17 protein-coding genes are annotated in these 17,913 nt (G+C 68.9%); 5 read left to right on the top strand and 12 right to left on the bottom strand.

Translation table 11 applies throughout. The features are described 5' to 3' along the window. Positions 1-9 precede the first annotated feature (9 nt). Positions 10-1,029, bottom strand: coding sequence for a Bug family tripartite tricarboxylate transporter substrate binding protein (locus KHO18_RS03860; protein WP_211942793.1), 1,020 nt, complete (start codon positions 1,027-1,029; stop codon positions 10-12). A 98-nt stretch (positions 1,030-1,127) separates the two neighbouring features. Here KHO18_RS03860 and KHO18_RS03855 point away from each other — a divergent pair, with 98 nt between their 5' ends. Then, complete coding sequence (locus KHO18_RS03855) at positions 1,128-2,030, top strand: LysR family transcriptional regulator (RefSeq protein WP_144196987.1); 903 nt, start codon at positions 1,128-1,130, stop codon at positions 2,028-2,030. A 22-nt stretch (positions 2,031-2,052) separates the two neighbouring features. Here KHO18_RS03855 and KHO18_RS03850 read toward each other — a convergent pair whose 3' ends face one another. Genes KHO18_RS03850 through KHO18_RS03840 form a run of 3 tightly spaced genes read right to left on the bottom strand, consistent with a single transcriptional unit; the run spans position 2,053 to position 6,768 of the window. Further along, positions 2,053-3,213 carry an acyl-CoA dehydrogenase family protein gene (locus KHO18_RS03850; protein ID WP_144196986.1) on the bottom strand — a complete coding sequence of 387 codons (1,161 nt, stop codon included), beginning with the start codon at positions 3,211-3,213 and terminating at the stop codon, positions 2,053-2,055. Positions 3,214-3,246: 33 nt separating this feature from the next. Beyond that, positions 3,247-5,385 (bottom strand): acetate--CoA ligase family protein, encoded by a 2,139-nt coding sequence (locus KHO18_RS03845; protein WP_211942792.1) that lies wholly within the window; start codon positions 5,383-5,385, stop codon positions 3,247-3,249. 27 nt (positions 5,386-5,412) lie between these two features. Continuing rightward, on the bottom strand, positions 5,413-6,768 hold the full coding sequence (locus tag KHO18_RS03840; protein ID WP_144196984.1) for an MmgE/PrpD family protein: 1,356 nt from the start codon (positions 6,766-6,768) through the stop codon (positions 5,413-5,415). 256 nt (positions 6,769-7,024) lie between these two features. On the opposite strand from KHO18_RS03840, the gene KHO18_RS03835 reads away from it, so the two are divergent. Beyond that, positions 7,025-7,936 (top strand): LysR family transcriptional regulator, encoded by a 912-nt coding sequence (locus KHO18_RS03835; RefSeq protein ID WP_211942833.1) that lies wholly within the window; start codon positions 7,025-7,027, stop codon positions 7,934-7,936. A gap of 133 nt (positions 7,937-8,069) precedes the next feature. After that, on the top strand, positions 8,070-9,038 hold the full coding sequence (locus tag KHO18_RS03830) for a Bug family tripartite tricarboxylate transporter substrate binding protein (protein WP_144196983.1): 969 nt from the start codon (positions 8,070-8,072) through the stop codon (positions 9,036-9,038). 15 nt (positions 9,039-9,053) lie between these two features. Here the strand turns inward: KHO18_RS03830 and alaC are convergent, their stop codons facing one another. The 4 genes from alaC to KHO18_RS03810 all read right to left on the bottom strand — a co-directional run bounded on the left by alaC (position 9,054) and on the right by KHO18_RS03810 (position 12,391). Next, the gene (gene alaC, locus KHO18_RS03825) at positions 9,054-10,268 is read right to left on the bottom strand and encodes an alanine transaminase (RefSeq protein ID WP_144196982.1); all 1,215 of its coding nucleotides are present in this window, start codon (positions 10,266-10,268) and stop codon (positions 9,054-9,056) included. 126 nt (positions 10,269-10,394) lie between these two features. Next, the gene (locus tag KHO18_RS03820; RefSeq protein ID WP_144196981.1) at positions 10,395-10,784 is read right to left on the bottom strand and encodes a hypothetical protein; all 390 of its coding nucleotides are present in this window, start codon (positions 10,782-10,784) and stop codon (positions 10,395-10,397) included. Positions 10,785-10,853: 69 nt separating this feature from the next. Beyond that, positions 10,854-11,681 (bottom strand): siderophore-interacting protein, encoded by an 828-nt coding sequence (locus KHO18_RS03815; protein ID WP_211942791.1) that lies wholly within the window; start codon positions 11,679-11,681, stop codon positions 10,854-10,856. A 20-nt stretch (positions 11,682-11,701) separates the two neighbouring features. After that, positions 11,702-12,391 (bottom strand): PadR family transcriptional regulator, encoded by a 690-nt coding sequence (locus tag KHO18_RS03810; RefSeq protein ID WP_144196979.1) that lies wholly within the window; start codon positions 12,389-12,391, stop codon positions 11,702-11,704. 134 nt (positions 12,392-12,525) lie between these two features. Here KHO18_RS03810 and KHO18_RS03805 point away from each other — a divergent pair, with 134 nt between their 5' ends. After that, a complete protein-coding gene (locus tag KHO18_RS03805) occupies positions 12,526-13,254 on the top strand; it encodes an SDR family oxidoreductase (RefSeq protein ID WP_144196978.1) in 729 nt (242 codons plus the stop codon). Positions 13,255-13,302: 48 nt separating this feature from the next. Then, positions 13,303-13,896: a 2-hydroxychromene-2-carboxylate isomerase gene (locus KHO18_RS03800; RefSeq protein WP_144196977.1), complete on the top strand. Its 594-nt coding sequence runs from the start codon at positions 13,303-13,305 to the stop codon at positions 13,894-13,896. A 22-nt stretch (positions 13,897-13,918) separates the two neighbouring features. On the opposite strand, the gene KHO18_RS03795 is transcribed toward KHO18_RS03800, so the two are convergent. From KHO18_RS03795 to KHO18_RS03780, 4 genes are all read right to left on the bottom strand, one after another. After that, on the bottom strand, positions 13,919-15,466 hold the full coding sequence (locus tag KHO18_RS03795) for a methyl-accepting chemotaxis protein (RefSeq protein WP_144196976.1): 1,548 nt from the start codon (positions 15,464-15,466) through the stop codon (positions 13,919-13,921). Between the two features lie 130 nt (positions 15,467-15,596). Beyond that, complete coding sequence (locus KHO18_RS03790; RefSeq protein WP_144196975.1) at positions 15,597-16,103, bottom strand: hypothetical protein; 507 nt, start codon at positions 16,101-16,103, stop codon at positions 15,597-15,599. Between the two features lie 6 nt (positions 16,104-16,109). Beyond that, entirely contained in the window at positions 16,110-16,481 is a 372-nt protein-coding gene (locus KHO18_RS03785; protein ID WP_144196974.1) for a DUF6152 family protein, read from the bottom strand. A gap of 43 nt (positions 16,482-16,524) precedes the next feature. Then, a complete protein-coding gene (locus KHO18_RS03780) occupies positions 16,525-17,877 on the bottom strand; it encodes a tetratricopeptide repeat protein (RefSeq protein WP_211942790.1) in 1,353 nt (450 codons plus the stop codon). Between the last annotated feature and the right edge of the window lie 36 nt (positions 17,878-17,913).

The following is a 17,913-nucleotide window of genomic DNA, read 5'->3' as shown; positions in this document are numbered from 1 at the left end:
GGGTGAGACTCAGTCGGCCGTGATGCCGGCCTTGCGGATAACGCCCGCCCAGGTCGTGGTTTCGGTGCGCACGAACTGGCCGAAGGCTTCCGGCGTGCCGGGCAGGATGGTCACGCCCAGTTGGGTGAGCTGCTTGCGCACGTCGGCGTCGGCCAGCGCGGTGTTGGCGGCGGCGTTGAGCTGCTTGATGATCGCGGGCGGCGTCTTGGCAGGCGCCACGAGACCCCACCAGACCGAAGCGGTGAAGTTGGGCAGACCTTCCTCGCGCGAGGTCGGCACGTCCGGCAGCAGGGCCGAACGCTTGGCACTGGCCACGGCCAGCGGGCGCAGCGTGCCGGCGTGGATATGGGTGATGACCTCGAGCGGGTTGATCGGCATGAAGGTGATCCGTTCGCCGAGCAGGTCGGTGATGGCCGGGGCGCCGCCCTTGTAGGGCACGTGCAGCACGTCGATGCCGGCGGTGTCCTTGAGCATTTCACCGGCCAGATGGCCGGAGCTGCCGTTGCCGGCGGACGCGTACGCCAGCTTGCCGGGCTGGGCCTTGGCCTGGGCGACGAGGGTCTTCAGCGAGTCGATCTTCGACTTGGCCGGCACCACCACTACCAGCGAGGCCTCGCCCACGCGTGCCACGGGCGCGAAGTCGGTGGCGGGGTTGAAGGACAGCTTGGCGAACAGCGCCGAATTGGTGGCGAGGCTGTTGGACGCCATCATGATCGTGTAGCCGTCCGCCGGGGACTTGGCGACGATGTCCAGGCCGATATTGGTGCTGGCGCCCGGGCGGTTGTCGACGATGATCGGCTGCTTGAGTACCTGGCCCATCTTCTGGCCCACGGCCCGCGCCACGATGTCTACCGCGCCACCGGCGGCGTACGGCACGACCAGACGGATGGGCTTGTCCGGATACACCTCGGCGGCCTGCGGGGCCGAGACGGCCAGGCCAAGGGTGGCGGCCAGCAGCGTGGCGAGCGAATTGATCAAGAACGGGCGGCGCGCGCCCTGCGAAACACGACGACGAGCGGACCCGCGCATTGTCTTCTCCAGGTTTCTTTTAAGTGCGCCCATTCTGTGCAGCCGTCGTGATACTGTCCAATATGTTTTCAGATGGCTTGTTATTTCGATTTCGAATCATGGACTTTCGCCAACTCCGATATTTCGTGGCCGTCGCCGAGGCGTTGAGCTTCAGCGAGGCTGCCCGCAAGCTGCATGTGAGTCAGCCGCCACTCAGCATCCAGATCAAGGCTTTGGAGGAGGAATTGGGCAGTGCGCTGCTCGAACGCTCCCGCCATCACGTGGCGCTGACGCCCGCCGGGGCGCTGTTCCTGGACAAGGCCCGCGATGCGCTGGCTACGCTGGATCAGGCGCGCGAGGTGGTGAAGCAGGTGGCATCGGGCGATGCCGGGGAGATTCGGGTGGGATTCACGGCATCCGTGCCGATGCACGATGTCTTTCCGCGCGCGGTGCATCAGTTCCGCGAGGCGCACCGCAATGCCACGCTGCAACTGGTGCATATGTCGACCGGGCAGCAGCTTCAACAGCTCGAGCAGGGCGAGATCGACATTGGCTTCCTGCGGCCGTCGCCACAGTTCCGGCCGCCAGCCAGCATTACGGTGCGGGAGGTGCTGGCAGACCGTCTCGTGGCCGTGCTGCCGGTCAGCCATGCGCTGGCGCGCGAAGGCAACCATGACGAGGGCGGCGCGCCGGGCATCGACATCGCCGAACTCTCCGCCGAACGCTTCCTGCTGTTCCCGCGCGGGCTGGGCTGCGGGCTGTTCGACCATGTGACCACGCTGTGCAACCGGGCCGGCTACGCGCCCAACGTCGCGCAGGAGGCGCGCGAGGCCACGACCATCATCGGGCTGGTGGCCAGCGGCGCCGGGGTGTCGGTGCTGCCCGAGATCTACGCGCGCACCGGGATTCCCGGCGTGGCCTACCTGCCGCTGGCCGGCCCGGACGCCGGCAGCCGGGTGCTGATGGCCCACCGCGCCGGCGCCCTGTCGCCGATCATGGCGCGGTTTGTCGGCTATTTCTGATCCGACGGGCCGGGGGCCGGCCTCAGGCCCGCGCGCGCTCGGGCCGCTGCGAGAACGTCCGCTCGAACACCGATTCGGCAATGCGGTTCTTGAGGATCTCGATCGACCCGCCGGCGATCATCCAGCCGCGGCAGCGGCGCTGGCAGTACTCGACCAGCGCTTCCTGGCTGTAGCCCATGCCGCCCATCACCTGGATGGCCTCGTTGGCGATGTCGAAGCCAGCCTGGTTGCAGAACGCCTTGGCAATCGCGGTTTCCTCGGCGGACGGGATGCCGCTGTCGGCATTGGCGGCGGCACGGTAGAGCAGCAACTGGCCGGCGTCGAGCTTCATCTTCATCTCGGCGAACTTCCATTGCAGGCCCTGGAACTCGCACAGCAGGCGCCCGAACTGCTTGCGCTGCATGGCCCACTGGCGCGCTTCCTCGTACGCATAGCGGCCCAGCGCCAGCGAGCGCGCCGTGTTGCCCATCCGCTCCACGTTGAAGCCGGCAATCTGCTTCTTGAAGCCGCCCTCGCCCAGCAGCACGTCCTCCGGCGCCACGTACACGTCGTCGAAATAGATCTGCGCCCACTCCTCGCCCGACATGAACTTCGAGCGCTGGCCGATGCGTACGCCCTGCGCCTTGGTGTCGATCAGCACCGAGCCGATGCCGCCCACGCCCGGGCCGAAGCGCACGTAGGCCAGGATCACGTCCGCATGGGGGCCGTGCGTGGTGAAGACCTTGCTGCCGTTGATGCGGAAGCCCGCGCCGTCCGGCGTGGCGCTGGTCTTCAGCTCGGTCACGGCGGAGCCGGCCTCCGGCTCGGTCATGCCCACCGAGATCAGCGCGCCACCTTCCAGCAGCGGGGCCAGCCACCTGGCCTTCTGCGCCACCGAGCCGTACTCGGCCAGCACGCGGATCGCGCCGAAGTTACCGGCCTGGATCACATCGGCACTGCGCGGGCAGTGCGCCGCCACGGCCTGGATGGCGATGATGGCGTCCATCAGCGTGCCGCCCTGCCCGCCGTCGGCCTCGGCAATGGTGATGCCGAGCAGGCCCTGCGCGGCCATCTTCTTCGCCACGTCCCAGGGGTAGGCATCCGTGTGGGCGCGCTGGTGGGCGCCAGGACGCAACTCCTTCTCGGCGAAGCGGCTGACGGCGTCCTGAAACTCCTGCTGTTCCGGGGTGAGGGTGAAATTCATGTTCAGTCTCCGAATTTTAGAAATTTGTGATGATTACGCCGCATCTGGCGTGGCGCTGAGCCGCAGCACGCAGTCGACACCGACCACGCCCTCGGCGCGCACGAACAAGGGGTTGATCTCGGCTTCGTCGATGCGCACGCCCTGCACCACCGCCAGCCGCGAGAAATCGACGATGGCGCGCGCCAGCGCATCCACATCGCCACGCGGCAGGCCCCGGAAGCCCCGGATCAGGCGTGTGGAACGCACCTCGCCGATCATGTCGCGAGCTTCCTCAAGGCTGACTGGCGCCGGCCGCAGGCTCACGTCCCGGTGCAGTTCCGCCGTGATGCCACCCGCGCTGAGCATCACCATCGGGCCGACCAGCGGGTCGTGCCGATAGCCGAGCATCAGTTCCAGCAGCCGGTGTTCCATGCGCTGGACCAGAATGCCGTCGAGCCGCGCGGCGGGGGCGCCCCGCCCGGCGTTGTCGACCAGCCGCGCCACCGCGCGGGCCAGTTCCTCGTTGTCACGCACGCCCACCTCCACGCCGCCGATTTCGGTCTTGTGCAGGATGTCGCGCGAGCAGATCTTGGCAACCACCGGGTACGGCACCGCGTGTTGCAGCGCGTTGGGTTGCACCAGCGCCATCGGGGCGATGGGCACGCCCAGTTCGCCAAACGCGGCGGCGGCTTCGAATTCGGACAGGTCGCCATGCGTCGGCAGGCCGGCCGGCCAGGTCACGGGCTCGGGCGGCGTGCCAGTGGCCAGCGGCGTGCGCGCGGCGCGGAACAGGCAGGCCAGCGCGTCCGCGCAGGACTCGGGCGTGCGGAACGCCGGCACGCCGGCTTCCTGCAACAGCGTCAGGGACTGCCCGGCCTCCGGCGCCAGGAACGCCAGCAGCGGCTTGCCCTGCACCGCCGAAGCCTCGACGATCGGCCGCACCGCGTACGCCGGGTGGAACTGCGCCGACGAGCCCGCCACGCACAGCACCGCATCGCACCAGTCGCTCTGCAGCATCTGCTCCACGAGGTCACGGTACTGGGCCGGCGAGGCGGCCAGCGTCAGGTCGAGAATCGGCGTCTGGCGGATCTTCAGGCCGCGCGCGGCCATGTGTTCGATGAAGGCCGTGGGCGGCGCCACGGCCTCCACATCGGCCAGCCCGAGCCGGTCCACCACCGTGGCCGCGCCGCCGCCCGTGGTGGTGACCACGGCGATGCGCGGATTGCGGTCCAGCGCCGGGATGGCGGTGGCGTAGCGGCGCGCCAGCGGGGCGGCCTCGAACAGCGTCTCCAGCATCTCCACGCGCATCGCGCCGTGCTTGCGCAGGAAGGCATCCACGGCGGCGTCGTTGCCGGCCAGCGCGCCGGTGTGGGACTGCGCCAGCGCCTCGCCCTGCGCGGAACGGCCCAGCTTGTAGACCAGCACCGGCTTGCCGGCGGCGCGGGCGCGGCGCAGCGCCGGGCCGAGCACGGCGGCGTCGCGGATGGTCTCCAGGAACAGCAGAATCACCTCGGTGGCGCTGTCATCGACCATCAGGTCCACCAGTTCGCCCACGCCGATGTCCGCCTCGTTGCCCACCGACACCAGCTTGGCGAAGCCCAGCCCGCGTGCCGCGCCGCGCGACAGCAGCGCGCCCAGCATCGACCCGCTCTGCGAAATCACGCTGATGCCGCCTGCGTGCAGGGTGTCGGTCTCCAGCACGGCGTTCACGGAGAGGATGGCGCCGCTGTGCACGTCCACCACGCCGATGCTGTTCGGGCCGAGCAACCGCACGCCCAGTTCCTTGGCACGCAGGGCCAGCGCCTGCTGGGCGGCCATGCCGGCCTCGCCCAGTTCGGCAAAGCCATCGGAAAACACCGTCACCACGCTGGCGCCGCGCGCCGCGCATTGCTCCAGCACCTCGGGCACATGGCGGCCCGGCACCATCACAAAGGCATGATCGATGGCCTCCGGCAGCGCGGCCACGCTCGGGTAGGCGCGCAGGCCCATCACCTCGGTGCGGCCCGCGTTGATCGGGAAGATGCGGCCCGAATAGCCGTGCTTGCGCATGAAGCGCAGCGGCCGCGCGGTGTTCTTGCTCTCGTCGGCCGAGGCGCCCACCAGCGCCACGGCGGCTGGCGTGAACAGCGCCCGGGCCAGCGCGCTGCCGGTCACCGTCGCGTCCGGCGCCACGTGTTCGTCCACTCTCGTCATATCGGTATCTGTCTGAAGGGTTGCGGGTCAGCCGGCGCGCAGCTGGCCGAGGCCGAGCGCCCGCACCGGGCGGTCGCCGAGTTGCCAGAGCGCGTCGAGCAGGCGTGCGGCGGGGCCGGCGCCGATCACGGGCGCGCCGAGTTCCATGAACTTGTCGGTCAGCATGGCGTCATCGAGCGGCGCCTCGGGGTCGCCCCGCCGGTACGGGGCGAAGTGGGCATGCCGGCTCCCATCGGCCATCTCGATCTCCACGCGCGCGGCGCGCTGGCGCGGGAAGGCGGCGGTCAGGTCGGCGTCGGCCGTCAGCGTGATGCGGGTCATCAGGGCGCGGATGGCGGGGTCGGCCATGCGCTGGGGCTGGAAGGCGTCGAGCCGCACCGCGCCGTGCAGCAGGCCGTGCGCCACCACGTAAGGCAGGCTGAAGCGGGCCTCGAAGGCGGTGGTCGGCTGGAAATTGCCGGTGACGTCGAGCGCCACCTGGTAGGTCGCCACGCGCACGGCGGCAATGCGCGCCGGGTCCAGCCCGTGGTCGCGCACGATCTGCATCGCGGCGTCGATGGCGGCGAAGGTGTGGCCGCAGCAGCCGTGGTTCTTCTGGGTCATCCGCGTGATATTGAAGTCGGTGCCGAGGCCGGCGGTGACGTCGCGCCAGTCGGGCTGGCCGCACAGCGCAGCGCCAAAGCCGGCGTCGCCTTCGAGGATGTCGTGCACGCCGTTCACGCCGTGCGCGGCGGCCTGGGCCGCCTGCACGCCCACCTGCGCGGCATGGCCGGCGTGGAGCGCCTTGGTCATGGCATCGGAGCGGAATGCCTGCTGGAGGCCCGAGGCGAAGGTCGTGGCCGTAGCCATGGCGTCGGCGGCCACGCGCGCATCGCCGGGCGCCGCCAGCAGCGCGCCGGCCGCCGCCGCGCCCAGGCAGCCGACCGTGCCGGTGGTGTGGAAGTAGCGATAGTGCGCCGGCTGGATCGCGGCGCCGATGCGCGTGGAGACTTCGTAGCCGGCAATCACGGCACGCAGGAAGTCAGTGCCGCTGGCGTCGGCCTGCTCGGCCAGTGCCAGCGCCGCCGCGATGGTCGGGCAGCCCGGGTGGTAGACGGCATCGCGGAAGATGTCGTCGAACTCGGCCGCGTGGGACGCGCTGCCATTGATCCACGCCGCCAGCGCCGGAAACGCCGTGGTGGCGTGGCCAATCACCGTGGACGCCCCCACGCCCAGCTCCGCGCGATGGGCCCGCACCAGCGGCTGCCCCGGCGCCATCGGCACGCCGGCCAGCAGCGCGGCAAACCAGTCGATCACGGCGCGGCGTGCGTGATGCAGCACCGGGCCGGGCAGTTCCGCCGTGGCGGCACGGCCCACATAGGCGGCGAATTCGTCTATCAGCATTGCAGCGGCTCCTCGTTCGGGTTCCTCATGGGAATGCTTCACATGGTAGGGACGCCGCCGGCGCGAGCTTTGACATTTGGAGAACGCTCCCGCGCCGCACCGTGTATTCCGGGGCGTGCGGGGCCGGTGCATACTCCGCAGGCGCGCCGTGTGCCGATGCCGTGCGATTCCGGGAAAACCCGCATCGCCAGATCCGCCGCCCGGCCGCGCCCCCCCCGGAACCCTTTCCGTCTGGAGAACGCCCGCGCCCATGGACATGGATATCCCCTCGCTCGCCATCCTGATCGCCGCCGTCGAGGAAAAAAGCCTCTCGCGCGCCGCGGAGCGCGAGAACCTCGTCACTTCCGCCGCCAGCAAGCGCATTGCCGAACTGGAGCGCCGCGCCGGCACCGCCCTGCTGCGTCGCCATGGCCGGGGCGTGGAGCCCACGCCGGCCGGCGCCATGCTCTACCAGCGCGCCAAGGCCATCGTGCGCAGCGTGCAGTTGGCGCAGGATGCGCTGGCGGCCTACTCGACGGACGGCATCGCCAAGATCCGCCTGGCTTCCAACCGCTCCACGGTGCTCCAGTTCCTGCCCACCGACATCAGCGGCTATCTCAAGCACGACCCGGAGGCGCGCATCGACCTGGTGGAGTCCTTCAGCGTGGATATTCCGCGCATGGTCTCCAACGGCGACGTGGACATCGGCATCTATCACGCGCGCAGCCCCAGCCCCGGCGTGTACTCGCTGCCGTACCGCAAGGACCGCGTGGGGCTGGTGGTGCCGCGCGGGCATCCGCTGGAGGCCAAGGGCGCGCTGCTGCTGGAAGAGGCGCTCGACTACGACTTCCTCGGCTACTTTCCGCGCCATACCTTCGATGCCTTCCTGACGCTGGTGTCCGGCACCATCTCCCGGCCGCTGACCGTGAAGACCCAGGTGTCGAACTTCGAGGCACGCTGCCGCATGGTGCGCGAGGGGCTCGGCATTGCCGTGGTGCCCGAGGGCATCGCCCGGAACTATCTGACGATGATGGGCCTGTCCCTGCTGACGCTGAACGATGCCTGGGCCGTGCGGGATTTCTACGTGTGTGTGCGCGACAAGGACTGCCTGCCGGCGGGCGTGGGACGGCTGCTGGAGTACCTGAGCCGCTGCGCGGCGATGGAGCAGCACTTCCAGAAGCCGAGGTAGGCGGCATTCAGCCGGCGGCGGGCTCAGGGTTTTCCGCCATGCGCGCAAAGAACGCTGCGTTGCTCTTTTTTCAAAGCTGGCGGCTGGCGGCTTCCTAACATGGCTGACATAACGACACGATTCGGAGACAGCCATGAACAAGATCCTGCGGCGCACGGCCGCCGGCCTGCTGCTGTGCTGCGCCGCCACGGCGGGCGCCCAGCAACCCTACCCGTCCAAGCCGGTACGCATGGTGGTGGCCTTCACCGCCGGCGGCACCACGGACATCCTGGCGCGCGAAGTCGCCCAGCAGCTTGGCCAGACGCTCGGCCAGAGCGTGGTGGTGGAGAACCGGCCCGGCGCCGGCGGCAATATCGGCACGGACTACGTCGGCCGCAGCGACCCGGACGGCTACACGCTGCTGGCCACCTCGGTCGGCCCAGTGGCAATCAATCCCACGCTCTACAGCAAGCTCAAGGTCAATCCGCAGACGGACCTCACCGCCGTGGCGCCCATCGCGGACGTGCCGAACGTGCTCGTGGTGAGCCCCACGCTGCCGGTGAAGTCCGTGCAGGAACTGGTGGCCTATGCCAAGACGCACCCCAACACGCTGAATTTCAGTTCGACTGGGGTGGGTACCGCGGCGCATCTCTCCGGCGTGCTGTTCAACGCGCGCACCGGCGTGAAGACTACCCACGTGCCGTACAAGGGCGCCGATGCGCTGAACGACCTGCTGGCCGGCCGCGTGCAGTTCATGTTCGCGACGATTCCCTCGGTAATCTCGCACATCCGGGGCGGCGCGCTGCGCCCGCTGGCGGTGACCTCGCGCAAGCGCTCCGCCGCCCTGCCGGACATCCCCACCATGGCCGAAGCCGGCGTGCCGAACCTGGTTACCGGCGCGTGGTTCGGGCTGTTCGCCCCCAAGGGCACCCCGAAGGCCATCGTCGCCACGCTCAACAAGGCGGTCAGCGATGCGCTGAACAAGCCGGAAGTGCGCACGAAGATGTCCCAGCAAGGCGCCGAGGCCATGCAACTGGCCCCGGAAGCCTTCGGCAAGTTCGTGCTGGCGGAATACGAGCAATGGAAGCCCGTGGTGATCCAGTCGGGGGCGCGGATCGATTGAGGTGTAGGGGTGGGGCTACCCCCCCACCCCAACCAACCCATCCGCCCGGAACATCGACTTGATGCCCCTGACGGCCTGGCGGATGCGGGATTCGTTTTCGATCAGGGCGAAGCGCACGTATTCATCGCCGTAGTCGCCAAAGCCGATGCCCGGCGAGACCGACACCTTGGCCTTCGCCAGCAGCTGCTTGGCGAATTCGAGGGAGCCCAGCGCGCGGTAGGGTTCGGGGATGCGGGCCCAGATGTACATCGACGCCTTGGGAATTTCCACCGGCCAGCCGGCCTCGATCAGGCCCTTGGCCAGCACGTCGCGGCGGGACTGGTATTGGGCGGCGATGTCCTTCACGCATTGCTGGTCGCCCTCCAGCGCGGCAATTGCCGCCACCTGGAGCGGCGTGAAAGTGCCGTAGTCGTGGTAACTCTTGATGCGCGTCAAGGCGGCCACGAGGTCCGGGTTGCCGACCATGAAGCCGATGCGCCAGCCCGCCATGTTGTAGCTCTTGGACAGCGTGAAGAACTCCACCGCGATGTCCTTCGCCCCCGGCACCTGCATGATCGACGGGGCCTTCCAGCCATCGAACACGATATCGGCGTAGGCCAGGTCGTGCACCACGAAGATGTCGTGCTTGCGCGCCAGCGCAATCACCCGCTCGAAGAAGTCCAGCTCCACGCAGGCCGCCGTCGGGTTCGACGGGAAACCCAGCACGATCATCTTGGGCTTCGGGTAGCTGCCCCGGATGGCGCGTTCCAGTTCGGCGAAGAAGTCGATGCCCGGGGTCAGCGGCACCGAGCGGATGTCGGCGCCGGCGATCACCGCGCCGTAGATATGGATCGGGTAGCTCGGGTCCGGCACCAGCACGGTGTCGCCCCGGTCCAGCGTGGCCAGCATCAGGTGGGCGAGGCCCTCCTTGGAGCCGATGGTGACGATCGCCTCCTTGTCCGGATCGATCTCCACGTCGTAGCGCTCGCGGTACCAGTGCGAGATGGCGCGGCGCAGCCGGGGAATGCCCTTGGAGGCCGAATAGCCGTGCGTGTCCGGCCGCTGCGCGGCATCCACGAGCTTGGCCACGATATGGGGCGGCGTGGCGCCATCGGGGTTGCCCATGCTCATGTCGACGATGTCCTCGCCACGGCGGCGGGCGGCCATCTTGAGCTCGGCAGTAATGTTGAAGACGTACGGGGGAAGGCGATCGATGCGCGCAAATCGGCGCTTGCCGGAATCGGCAGTCATGGCGGGAGTCCTTTACGTAAGCGCCCGGAACCGTCCGAGCGACGTCGGCGGCCGTTGTCTCGGCCACCGGGAATCGATCTTATCCAGCCTTGCCCGTTTGCACAACGGGCTTTTTTACTACAGCCGCTACAGCAGCCCGCCGGGCACCTTGGTGGGACGATCCGCCGGCAGGTGGCGGACGATGCAGTCGAGCGCGGCGGCGTTGGCCTTGTCGCCGCCCATGGCCCCGGCGATCGAACTCCGGTACTGCGGCACGCTGATGCGCTGGTAGTAGAGCCGGGAGGTCTGGTCGAGCCAGAACACGTAGTCGCTGTCGCTGTCGTCGCCGCCGCTGCGCAGCCACTCGCCCAGCGGGTGCGAGCCCAGGCGCGCATTGGCGCAGGCCGTCTGGACCGTATCGAGATAGGCGTTGAAGCCCTTGGCCTCGACGTTGCGCACCGCATCCGGGGCACAGGCGGCGGCGGTCATGACCACGGCAGCAGCAATCGACAGCAGGGTCAGGCGCTTCAGCGGCATGGCACATCCCGGGCGGTTGGCATCCAGCCAGTGTAGCCGGCGCCCGCCGCCCGTCCAAACCCGGCGAGCTTAATCGTCGAGGGTCTCGTGCACCGCCGCGTTGCCGCGCTTCCAGTAGGCCGATGCGCGGATGCGGGCCTTGTCCACGCCGCGCTCGCCCACCAGGTGCTGGCGCACGGCGCGCATCGCGGCACCCTCGCCGGCCGCCCAGACATAGCCTTCGCCTGCGGGCAGGTTCACCGATTGCAGCGCCGGGGCCAGCAGGCTGCCTTCTGGGACGCGAACTTCGGGCTGATCTTCCCGATGGAGCCAATGCACCTGCGCACGCGGCCCCACGGCGAGCGGGATCTGCGCCTTGGCGCTGGTCACCTCGGCCACCACGATCACCTGGGCATCGGGCCCCAGTTCCTCCACGCGGCGGGCGATGGCCGGCAGCGCCGTGTCGTCGCCGATCAACAGGTGCCAGTCAAACGCCGTCGGAATCACGAACGAGCCGCGCGGCCCGCCCACGCGCAGGTACTGCCCCGGCCGGGCCTGCGCCGCCCACGTGGAGGCGGGGCCATCGCCATGGAGCACGAATTCGATGTCCAGCTCGCGCGCCACGGGGTCGTAGCGGCGCGGCGTGTAGTCGCGCGCCTGCGGGCGCGGCTGGCCCTCGGGGAACACGATGCCGTCCGGGCCCACCACTGGCAGCACCGGGCGCTCGGCGCCGGGCGCGGGGAAAAACACCTTGATATGGTCGTCGAAGGAGCCTGAGGTGAAATCGGCCAGATCGTCGCCGCCGAGCGTCACGCGCAGCAGCTGCGGGGACACCAGTTGGGTGCGCAGCACCTGGAGCAGGCGCATCTTGAGCGGATGGCGCACGCGCTGGACCGTCAGGTCACGGGAAATCGTCATGGAATACCTTGTATTAGGGTTCAGGACTGGCCGGCTTCGATCTCGTCGGCGGCGCGGGCCAGGATGGCGGCGATGCGGCGCTGTTCGTCGGCGGAGGCCTCGCTGCGCTGGGTCAGCGCGCGCTTGATGCGCAGGCGCGCCTCGACGAATTCGGGCAGCCAGCCGCCCTGCTCCGGCTCGCGCTGGGGCTCGCCGCTCATGGCACGGCGCATGAAGTCCATCTTGCGCGCCACGTGGCGCAGCCGGGCGACCATGTGCTCGAGCCGCTCGCGGTTCTCGGCCAGGTAGGCGCGGCCCGCATCGGCCAGTTCGTAGCGCTTCTTGTTGCCTTCGGTGATGACCGTGGCGTAGCCGAGGTCCTCGAGGAAGGTCAGCGCGGGATAGACCACGCCCGGGCTCGGCTTGTAGAAGCCGCCGGTGCGGGCCTCCAGCGCCTTGATCAATTCGTAGCCGTGCGACGGCTTTTCCTCGAGCAGCGACAGCAGCAGCAGCTGCAGGTCTTCCGCGCTGAACTTGCGGCCCCGGCGCCAGCTATCGCCATCGAAGCCATCGCCCCCCTCAAAGTCCGGGCCGCCGCCCTGAGACCAGAAACCGCCGCCCCGGCGGGACATGGCGTGCTTGCCGAAACGATGGCCGCAGCCGTCGTGGGCATGGTGATGATGGTGCTCACCGAAGGGGGAACCGAAGGGAAATCCAAAGAGATGTCGCATGCTGCACTCCGTTGTCGGGTTCACGAATCCATCGTAAGACGTATCGTAAGATATATATCGTACGATATAAAGTCAAGCCCGAAGCGATTCTGCCTTTGCTGTCACAATGCGACGCAAACCACGGAGGAGACGCGATGCCCGACAAGAAAGCCATCCTGGTAGTAGGTGCCGGAGACGCCACAGGCGGTGCCATTGCCCGACGCTTTGCGCGCGAGGGCTATATCGCCTGCGTGACCCGGCGCAGCGCAGACAAGCTCGCGGATCTGGTCGACCAGATCCGCGCCGAAGGGGGCGAGGCCCACGCCTTCGCCTGCGACGCCCGCAAGGAAGAAGACACCGTGGCGCTGATCGCACGCATCGAGCGCGACATCGCCCCGCTGGAAGTGGCCGTGTTCAACATCGGCGCCAACGTCAACTTTCCGATCCTGGAAACCACCTCGCGCGTGTACTTCAAGGTGTGGGAGATGGCCTGCTTCGGCGGCTTCCTGATGGGCCGCGAGGCGGCACGCGCGATGCTGCCGCGCCAGCGCGGCTCGATCTTCTTCACCGGCGCCACGGCCAGCGTGCGCGGGCGCGACGGCATGTCTGCGTTTGCCGGCGCCAAACACGCGCTGCGGGCGCTGGCGCAGAGCATGGCGCGCGAACTGGGGCCGCAGGGGATTCACGTGGCCCACCTGATTGTCGATGCCGCCATCGACACCGCCTTTATCCGCGAGAACTTTCCAGACCGCTACGCGGCCAAGGCGCGCGATGGCATCGTCAATCCGGAGCACATCGCCGATACCTACTGGATGCTGCACCAGCAGCCGCGCGACGCCTGGACCCACGAACTGGACATCCGCCCCTGGATCGAGCACTGGTAGCCCCGCCCCGCCCCGGACAACTGTCACAAACTACAACGGAGACATGCGATGACCAAGCAGGTGGAGTTTTTCTTCGACTTCGGCAGCCCCTATTCCTACCTGGCCTACAAGGAACTCCCGCGCGTGGCGGCGCGCACCGGCGCCACCATCGTCTGGCGGCCGATGCTGCTGGGCGGCGTGTTCAAGGCCACCGGCAACCACAGCCCGGCCGACATCCCGCTCAAGTCGCAATGGTCGAAGACAGACACCGAGCGCTGGGCGCGCCGCTACGACGTGCCGTTCCGCCACAACCCCTATTTCCCGGTCAACACGCTGGCGCTGATGCGCGGCGCCATCGGCTACCAGCGCCAGGGCGCGGACGCCTTCGCGCGTTACGTGGAGGCGATCTTCCGTGCGATGTGGGAGGACGGCCGCAACCTCAACGATCCCCAGGAGATCGGAAAAGTGCTGGTCGATGCGGGGATGGACCCCCGGCAGGCGCTGGCCATGCTCGATGACCCCGAGGTCAAGGCCGAACTCAAGCGCGTGACGGAGGAAGCCGTGGCGCGCGGCATTTTCGGCGCGCCCAGCTTTATCGTCGATGGGGAACTGTTCTGGGGCAACGACCGCCTGCTGTTCGTGGAGGAACGGCTGGCGGCCTGAGGTCTGCCAATGCGTGGAAGGGTCAAGCCGCCAGACGGAATACCGTCACGGCCGCCGCCAGCTGGTTGGCCTGCGCCTCGAGCGAGTCGGCCGCTGCGGCGGCCTGCTCCACCAGCGCGGCGTTCTGCTGGTTGACCTGCTCCATCTGGGACACCGCCTCGCTGACCTGCGTGATGCCGCTGGACTGCTCCTGCGACGCCGCCGAGATCTCGTTGACCGTAGCCGCCAGCCGCTGCACCGCGCCAACAATCTCGCCGATGGTGTTGCCGGCCTGCTCCACCTGGGTGCTGCCGGCGTCCACGCGTTCCACCGACGAATCGATCAGCGCCTTGATCTCCTTGGCCGCCCCGGCACTGCGCTGCGCCAGCGCGCGCACCTCGCCCGCCACCACGGCAAAGCCCCGGCCCTGCTCGCCCGCGCGCGCGGCTTCCACGGCGGCGTTGAGCGCGAGGATGTTGGTCTGGAAGGCAATGCCGTCGATCACGCCGATGATGTCGACGATCTTCTGCGAACTCGTGTTGATGTCGCTCATGGTCTGCACCACGCCGCGCACCACATCGCCGCCGCGCTGGGCGAGGTCCGCCGCGTCGCGCGCCAGCGCGCTGGCCCGGCTGGCGCTCTCCGCGTTGTTGCCGACGGTGGAGGTCAGTTCCTCCATGCTGGCGGCGGTCTGCTCCAGCGCCGACGACTGTTCCTCGGTACGCGAGGACAGGTCCGTGTTCCCCGCCGCGATCTCGCGCGCGCCGGTGGTCACGGCATCGGAACCCGCGCGCACCTTGCGCACGGTCTCGGTCAGGCCGGCGCGCATGCGGGCCAGCGCGTCCAGCAACTGGCCAATCTCGTTGCGGCCCGCCGGCGGCACGGTCATGGTCAGGTCGCCATCGGCCACGCGCATGATCAGCTGACAGGCCGCGTTGAGCGGCGCCACCACCAGCCGGCGCAGTGCCACGTGCACCGCTACGATCAGCAGCACCGACGCCGCCAGGCCAATCCCCACCAGCACCAGTACGCGATGGAAGCGGCTGCGGCCCGTGGCCACGGCCGCGTCGTTATGCTGCTCGGCGAATTTCTGGAAGCGCTCCACGCCAGCCGAGTACTTCGCGCCGGAGGCGGTGATGTCCTTGTCGTTGATCGCCGCGTAACCCGCCGGGTCATTGCTGCGCAGCGCCTCGAGCGCGCGCTGCACGGCATCCATATGGGCACGGCCCGCGCCGATGATCTCCTCTCGCGTGCCGGCGTCCTGGCCTTCGATAGGCGCGGCCTTCTCGAAGGCGTTCAGCTCATCGGCGGACTTGCGCATCGACTTCTCGGCGCTGGCGATGGCGTCCGCGTTCACCGCGCCAGACTCCTTGGCAGAGCTATAGGCGCGGGTCAGGGCCGAGCGCGCGCGCGTCATGTCCTTGTAGGCGTCGTTGATCAGCATGGCGCGCGTGGCCACCACGTGAATGCGCTCGGAAGCGCCGCTTGCTGCACGCAGCTCGGTCACGCCCAGGGCGGCGCCAAACAGGATCATCAGTCCGAAGACCACCAGGGTGGCCAGCAGGCCATGGCGAATACTGAGGTTGTTCATGGGGCAGGTTGTTCGTTGGATCGATGGAGTACCGATCAGGCTTAACGACCCGCCCCCTTAAACCTTGAGCAACGCCTGCACGCCATTTGCGTTACATCAAATTGCGTGGTCCAGACAGCCCTGCAGCGGCTCAGACATAGGCGATCAGCCGGCCCGCGCAGATCACCAGCCCCCACGTCAGCAGCGACACCATGGCGCAGGCACGCGCGCCCGTGGGCGGTGGCTGGCCGATATCCCAGCTGGCGCCGGCTGGCGCGGCATGCAACTGCCGGTAAGGCCCCTGATGGAACCAGAGCGCGTTGGCCAGCCCGAGCCCGATCAGCACGATCTTGATCAGGAACGCGCGGTTGACGATCAGTTCATCGGCATGCGCCAGGAACAGCAGCGCCCCGCTGGCCACCACGGCGAGGAAGCCCGCCACCGAGGCCGGCAGCGCATGGCGCAGCAGCGTGGTGACCGGCAACTGCCGCCCCAGCCCGGCCAGCCGCAGGTCCACCACGACGATGGACCCGAACAGCAGCGCCATGCCGGCCAGATGCACGATCTCGATGATCGGATACGCCCAGGACGACGCCCGCAGCGCCACCGAGAACGGCCACGCGGCGAGCGTGGCGCCCAGCTCGCCAAGTGCCTCCATCGACACTCAACGCAGTTCCACGGTCTGGCCGCCGTCTACCGTGATGCGCTCCACGCGCATCTCGTCGGCCTTTTCCTTGCTCTGGTAGCCGACAAGGGTTACCTGCTTGCCCACGGCCACCTTCTCCTGCGTGGCGCCGCGGGACTCCATGCGCGACACCGGCGCCAGCACGGCAAACCAGCGCTTGCCCTGCGCATCCACCCGGATCGTGGCGTGCGGGTTCTCGTAGTGGCTCTCCACCACCTTGCCGGTCACGGTCAGCGGCTTGGTCTGGTCATAGGTGGACCAGCCATGGTGGGCGATGGCCGGCAGGCTGGCCATCGCCAGCAGGACGGCGGCGAGACGCAGGGGCTTCGAGCGGAACGTCGGTTGATGCATGGTGACCTCCAGGTTGGCGACAAGGTGGATGCAGGGGGATGGATCAGTGCAGCGTCGAACGGGTTTCCTGGGCCTGCGATGTCCGCCGTGCGCGGCCGGCTAACGCGGCGAGGCTTGGGTTCATCGGCTTGAGCGCGGCGCGCTCGGCCACCAGCGCGGCGGCGAGGTTGGCGTGGCGGCCACGCAGGGCCGCTTCGATCAGGGTCAGCGCGAAGACGTCGCGCTGGGCGTGGCTGCCGCCGAAGCGATGGGTGAGGATGCGCACCGGCATCAGCAGCGCCACCGTGGCGGCATAGTCGCCGCGCGCGAAGGCGATCATCGCGTCGGCCACGGGCAGGCCCACGTCGCGCGACATCATCGCGTTGGTGCCCTGCCCGATCGCCGCGCCCGCCATGGCCGCGCGGATCTCTGCCACGGCGTCGTCGCGGCCCGCGCCCAGGCACGCCATGATGGCGTGCACATCGTTGAAGGCGTAGTAGCCGGCCGCGCCGCGCGTGTACCAGTCGTCGGCCAGCGCGGCCCAGCGCGCGCCTGCATCCACGCCGCGCAGGTGCAGCCGCCACAGCAGCGCGGCGCCATCGACCAGATCGAGCGCAATGGCCGGCGCCGGCCGGTTGATGTGCGCGTCGTAGAGCGCCAGTACTTCGTCGTAGCGCTCCTGTTCGAGCAGGAACAGGGCCAGATGCCACCAGTTGTGCACCGCCAGCATGTTGTCTTCAGACCAGTCCGATACGTGCGCGCGCAGCCATGCCGCGCCGTCGTCCAGCCGGCCCTGCATCTCCATCACATGCGCCACGGCGTGGATCGCCCACGGATCGCGCGGGTTCAGCGCCACGGCCTCGCGGCCACGCGCCTCGGCGTCTTCATAGCGATTGGATTCCTCGAGCCCGAAGGCATGCATGCCGAGCAGGTAGCCGTAGCCGGGCACATCCCTGTCCCAATGGGGCAGCACCTGCGCGACGCGGTCGCGCAGCATCGACGACTGGCCGAGCAGGAAATCGCCCAGATGGGCCACCTGCACGGCGAGGATGTCGCGCGGATAGTCGATGGCGATGTCACCGTACGCCTGCACCGACTCGGCGAATCGCCCGTCCAGCCAGGCGCGCGCGGCGGCCAGATGGCGGCGCTCGCGCAGGTTGGCGCGGTCGCCCAGGGCCTCGCCGGCCTCCACGCTCTCGCGCAGCAGGGGCACGGCGGTGCCGTCGCCCGAGGTCACCATCAGCGCGGCGCGCAGTGCGTGGCCCATGGCGAAGTCGGGGTCGTCGGCCAGCGCGGCATCCACCGCCGCCAGCGGGTCGCCGTAGTAGCCATGCAGCAGCGCCAGCCCGGTCTCATAGTGCGCGAGCGCGGCGGGATGATTGGATGTGACTTCCAGGCCTCTTGCATCGGTTGCCATGGCGCCCTCCTGGTTTGGGTCCGCATCGGCGCGGAC

The organism is Cupriavidus campinensis (assembly GCF_905397395.1).
In the GTDB taxonomy this organism is placed as follows: domain Bacteria; phylum Pseudomonadota; class Gammaproteobacteria; order Burkholderiales; family Burkholderiaceae; genus Cupriavidus; species Cupriavidus campinensis.
This window is presented reverse-complemented; position numbering and strand designations above follow the sequence as displayed.

Coding starts and splice junctions, on each gene's coding strand:
- KHO18_RS03855 (WP_144196987.1), top strand. CDS start 1,128: ATGGACTTTCGCCAACTCCGATATTTCGTGGCCGTCGCCGAGGCGTTG.
- KHO18_RS03845 (WP_211942792.1), bottom strand. CDS start 5,385: ATGACGAGAGTGGACGAACACGTGGCGCCGGACGCGACGGTGACCGGC.
- KHO18_RS03795 (WP_144196976.1), bottom strand. CDS start 15,466: ATGAACAACCTCAGTATTCGCCATGGCCTGCTGGCCACCCTGGTGGTC.
- KHO18_RS03800 (WP_144196977.1), top strand. CDS start 13,303: ATGACCAAGCAGGTGGAGTTTTTCTTCGACTTCGGCAGCCCCTATTCC.
- KHO18_RS03835 (WP_211942833.1), top strand. CDS start 7,025: ATGGATATCCCCTCGCTCGCCATCCTGATCGCCGCCGTCGAGGAAAAA.
- KHO18_RS03815 (WP_211942791.1), bottom strand. CDS start 11,681: ATGACGATTTCCCGTGACCTGACGGTCCAGCGCGTGCGCCATCCGCTC.
- KHO18_RS03785 (WP_144196974.1), bottom strand. CDS start 16,481: ATGCATCAACCGACGTTCCGCTCGAAGCCCCTGCGTCTCGCCGCCGTC.
- KHO18_RS03840 (WP_144196984.1), bottom strand. CDS start 6,768: ATGCTGATAGACGAATTCGCCGCCTATGTGGGCCGTGCCGCCACGGCG.
- KHO18_RS03820 (WP_144196981.1), bottom strand. CDS start 10,784: ATGCCGCTGAAGCGCCTGACCCTGCTGTCGATTGCTGCTGCCGTGGTC.
- KHO18_RS03850 (WP_144196986.1), bottom strand. CDS start 3,213: ATGAATTTCACCCTCACCCCGGAACAGCAGGAGTTTCAGGACGCCGTC.
- KHO18_RS03790 (WP_144196975.1), bottom strand. CDS start 16,103: ATGGAGGCACTTGGCGAGCTGGGCGCCACGCTCGCCGCGTGGCCGTTC.
- KHO18_RS03805 (WP_144196978.1), top strand. CDS start 12,526: ATGCCCGACAAGAAAGCCATCCTGGTAGTAGGTGCCGGAGACGCCACA.
- KHO18_RS03830 (WP_144196983.1), top strand. CDS start 8,070: ATGAACAAGATCCTGCGGCGCACGGCCGCCGGCCTGCTGCTGTGCTGC.
- KHO18_RS03780 (WP_211942790.1), bottom strand. CDS start 17,877: ATGGCAACCGATGCAAGAGGCCTGGAAGTCACATCCAATCATCCCGCC.
- KHO18_RS03860 (WP_211942793.1), bottom strand. CDS start 1,029: ATGCGCGGGTCCGCTCGTCGTCGTGTTTCGCAGGGCGCGCGCCGCCCG.
- alaC (WP_144196982.1), bottom strand. CDS start 10,268: ATGACTGCCGATTCCGGCAAGCGCCGATTTGCGCGCATCGATCGCCTT.
- KHO18_RS03810 (WP_144196979.1), bottom strand. CDS start 12,391: ATGCGACATCTCTTTGGATTTCCCTTCGGTTCCCCCTTCGGTGAGCAC.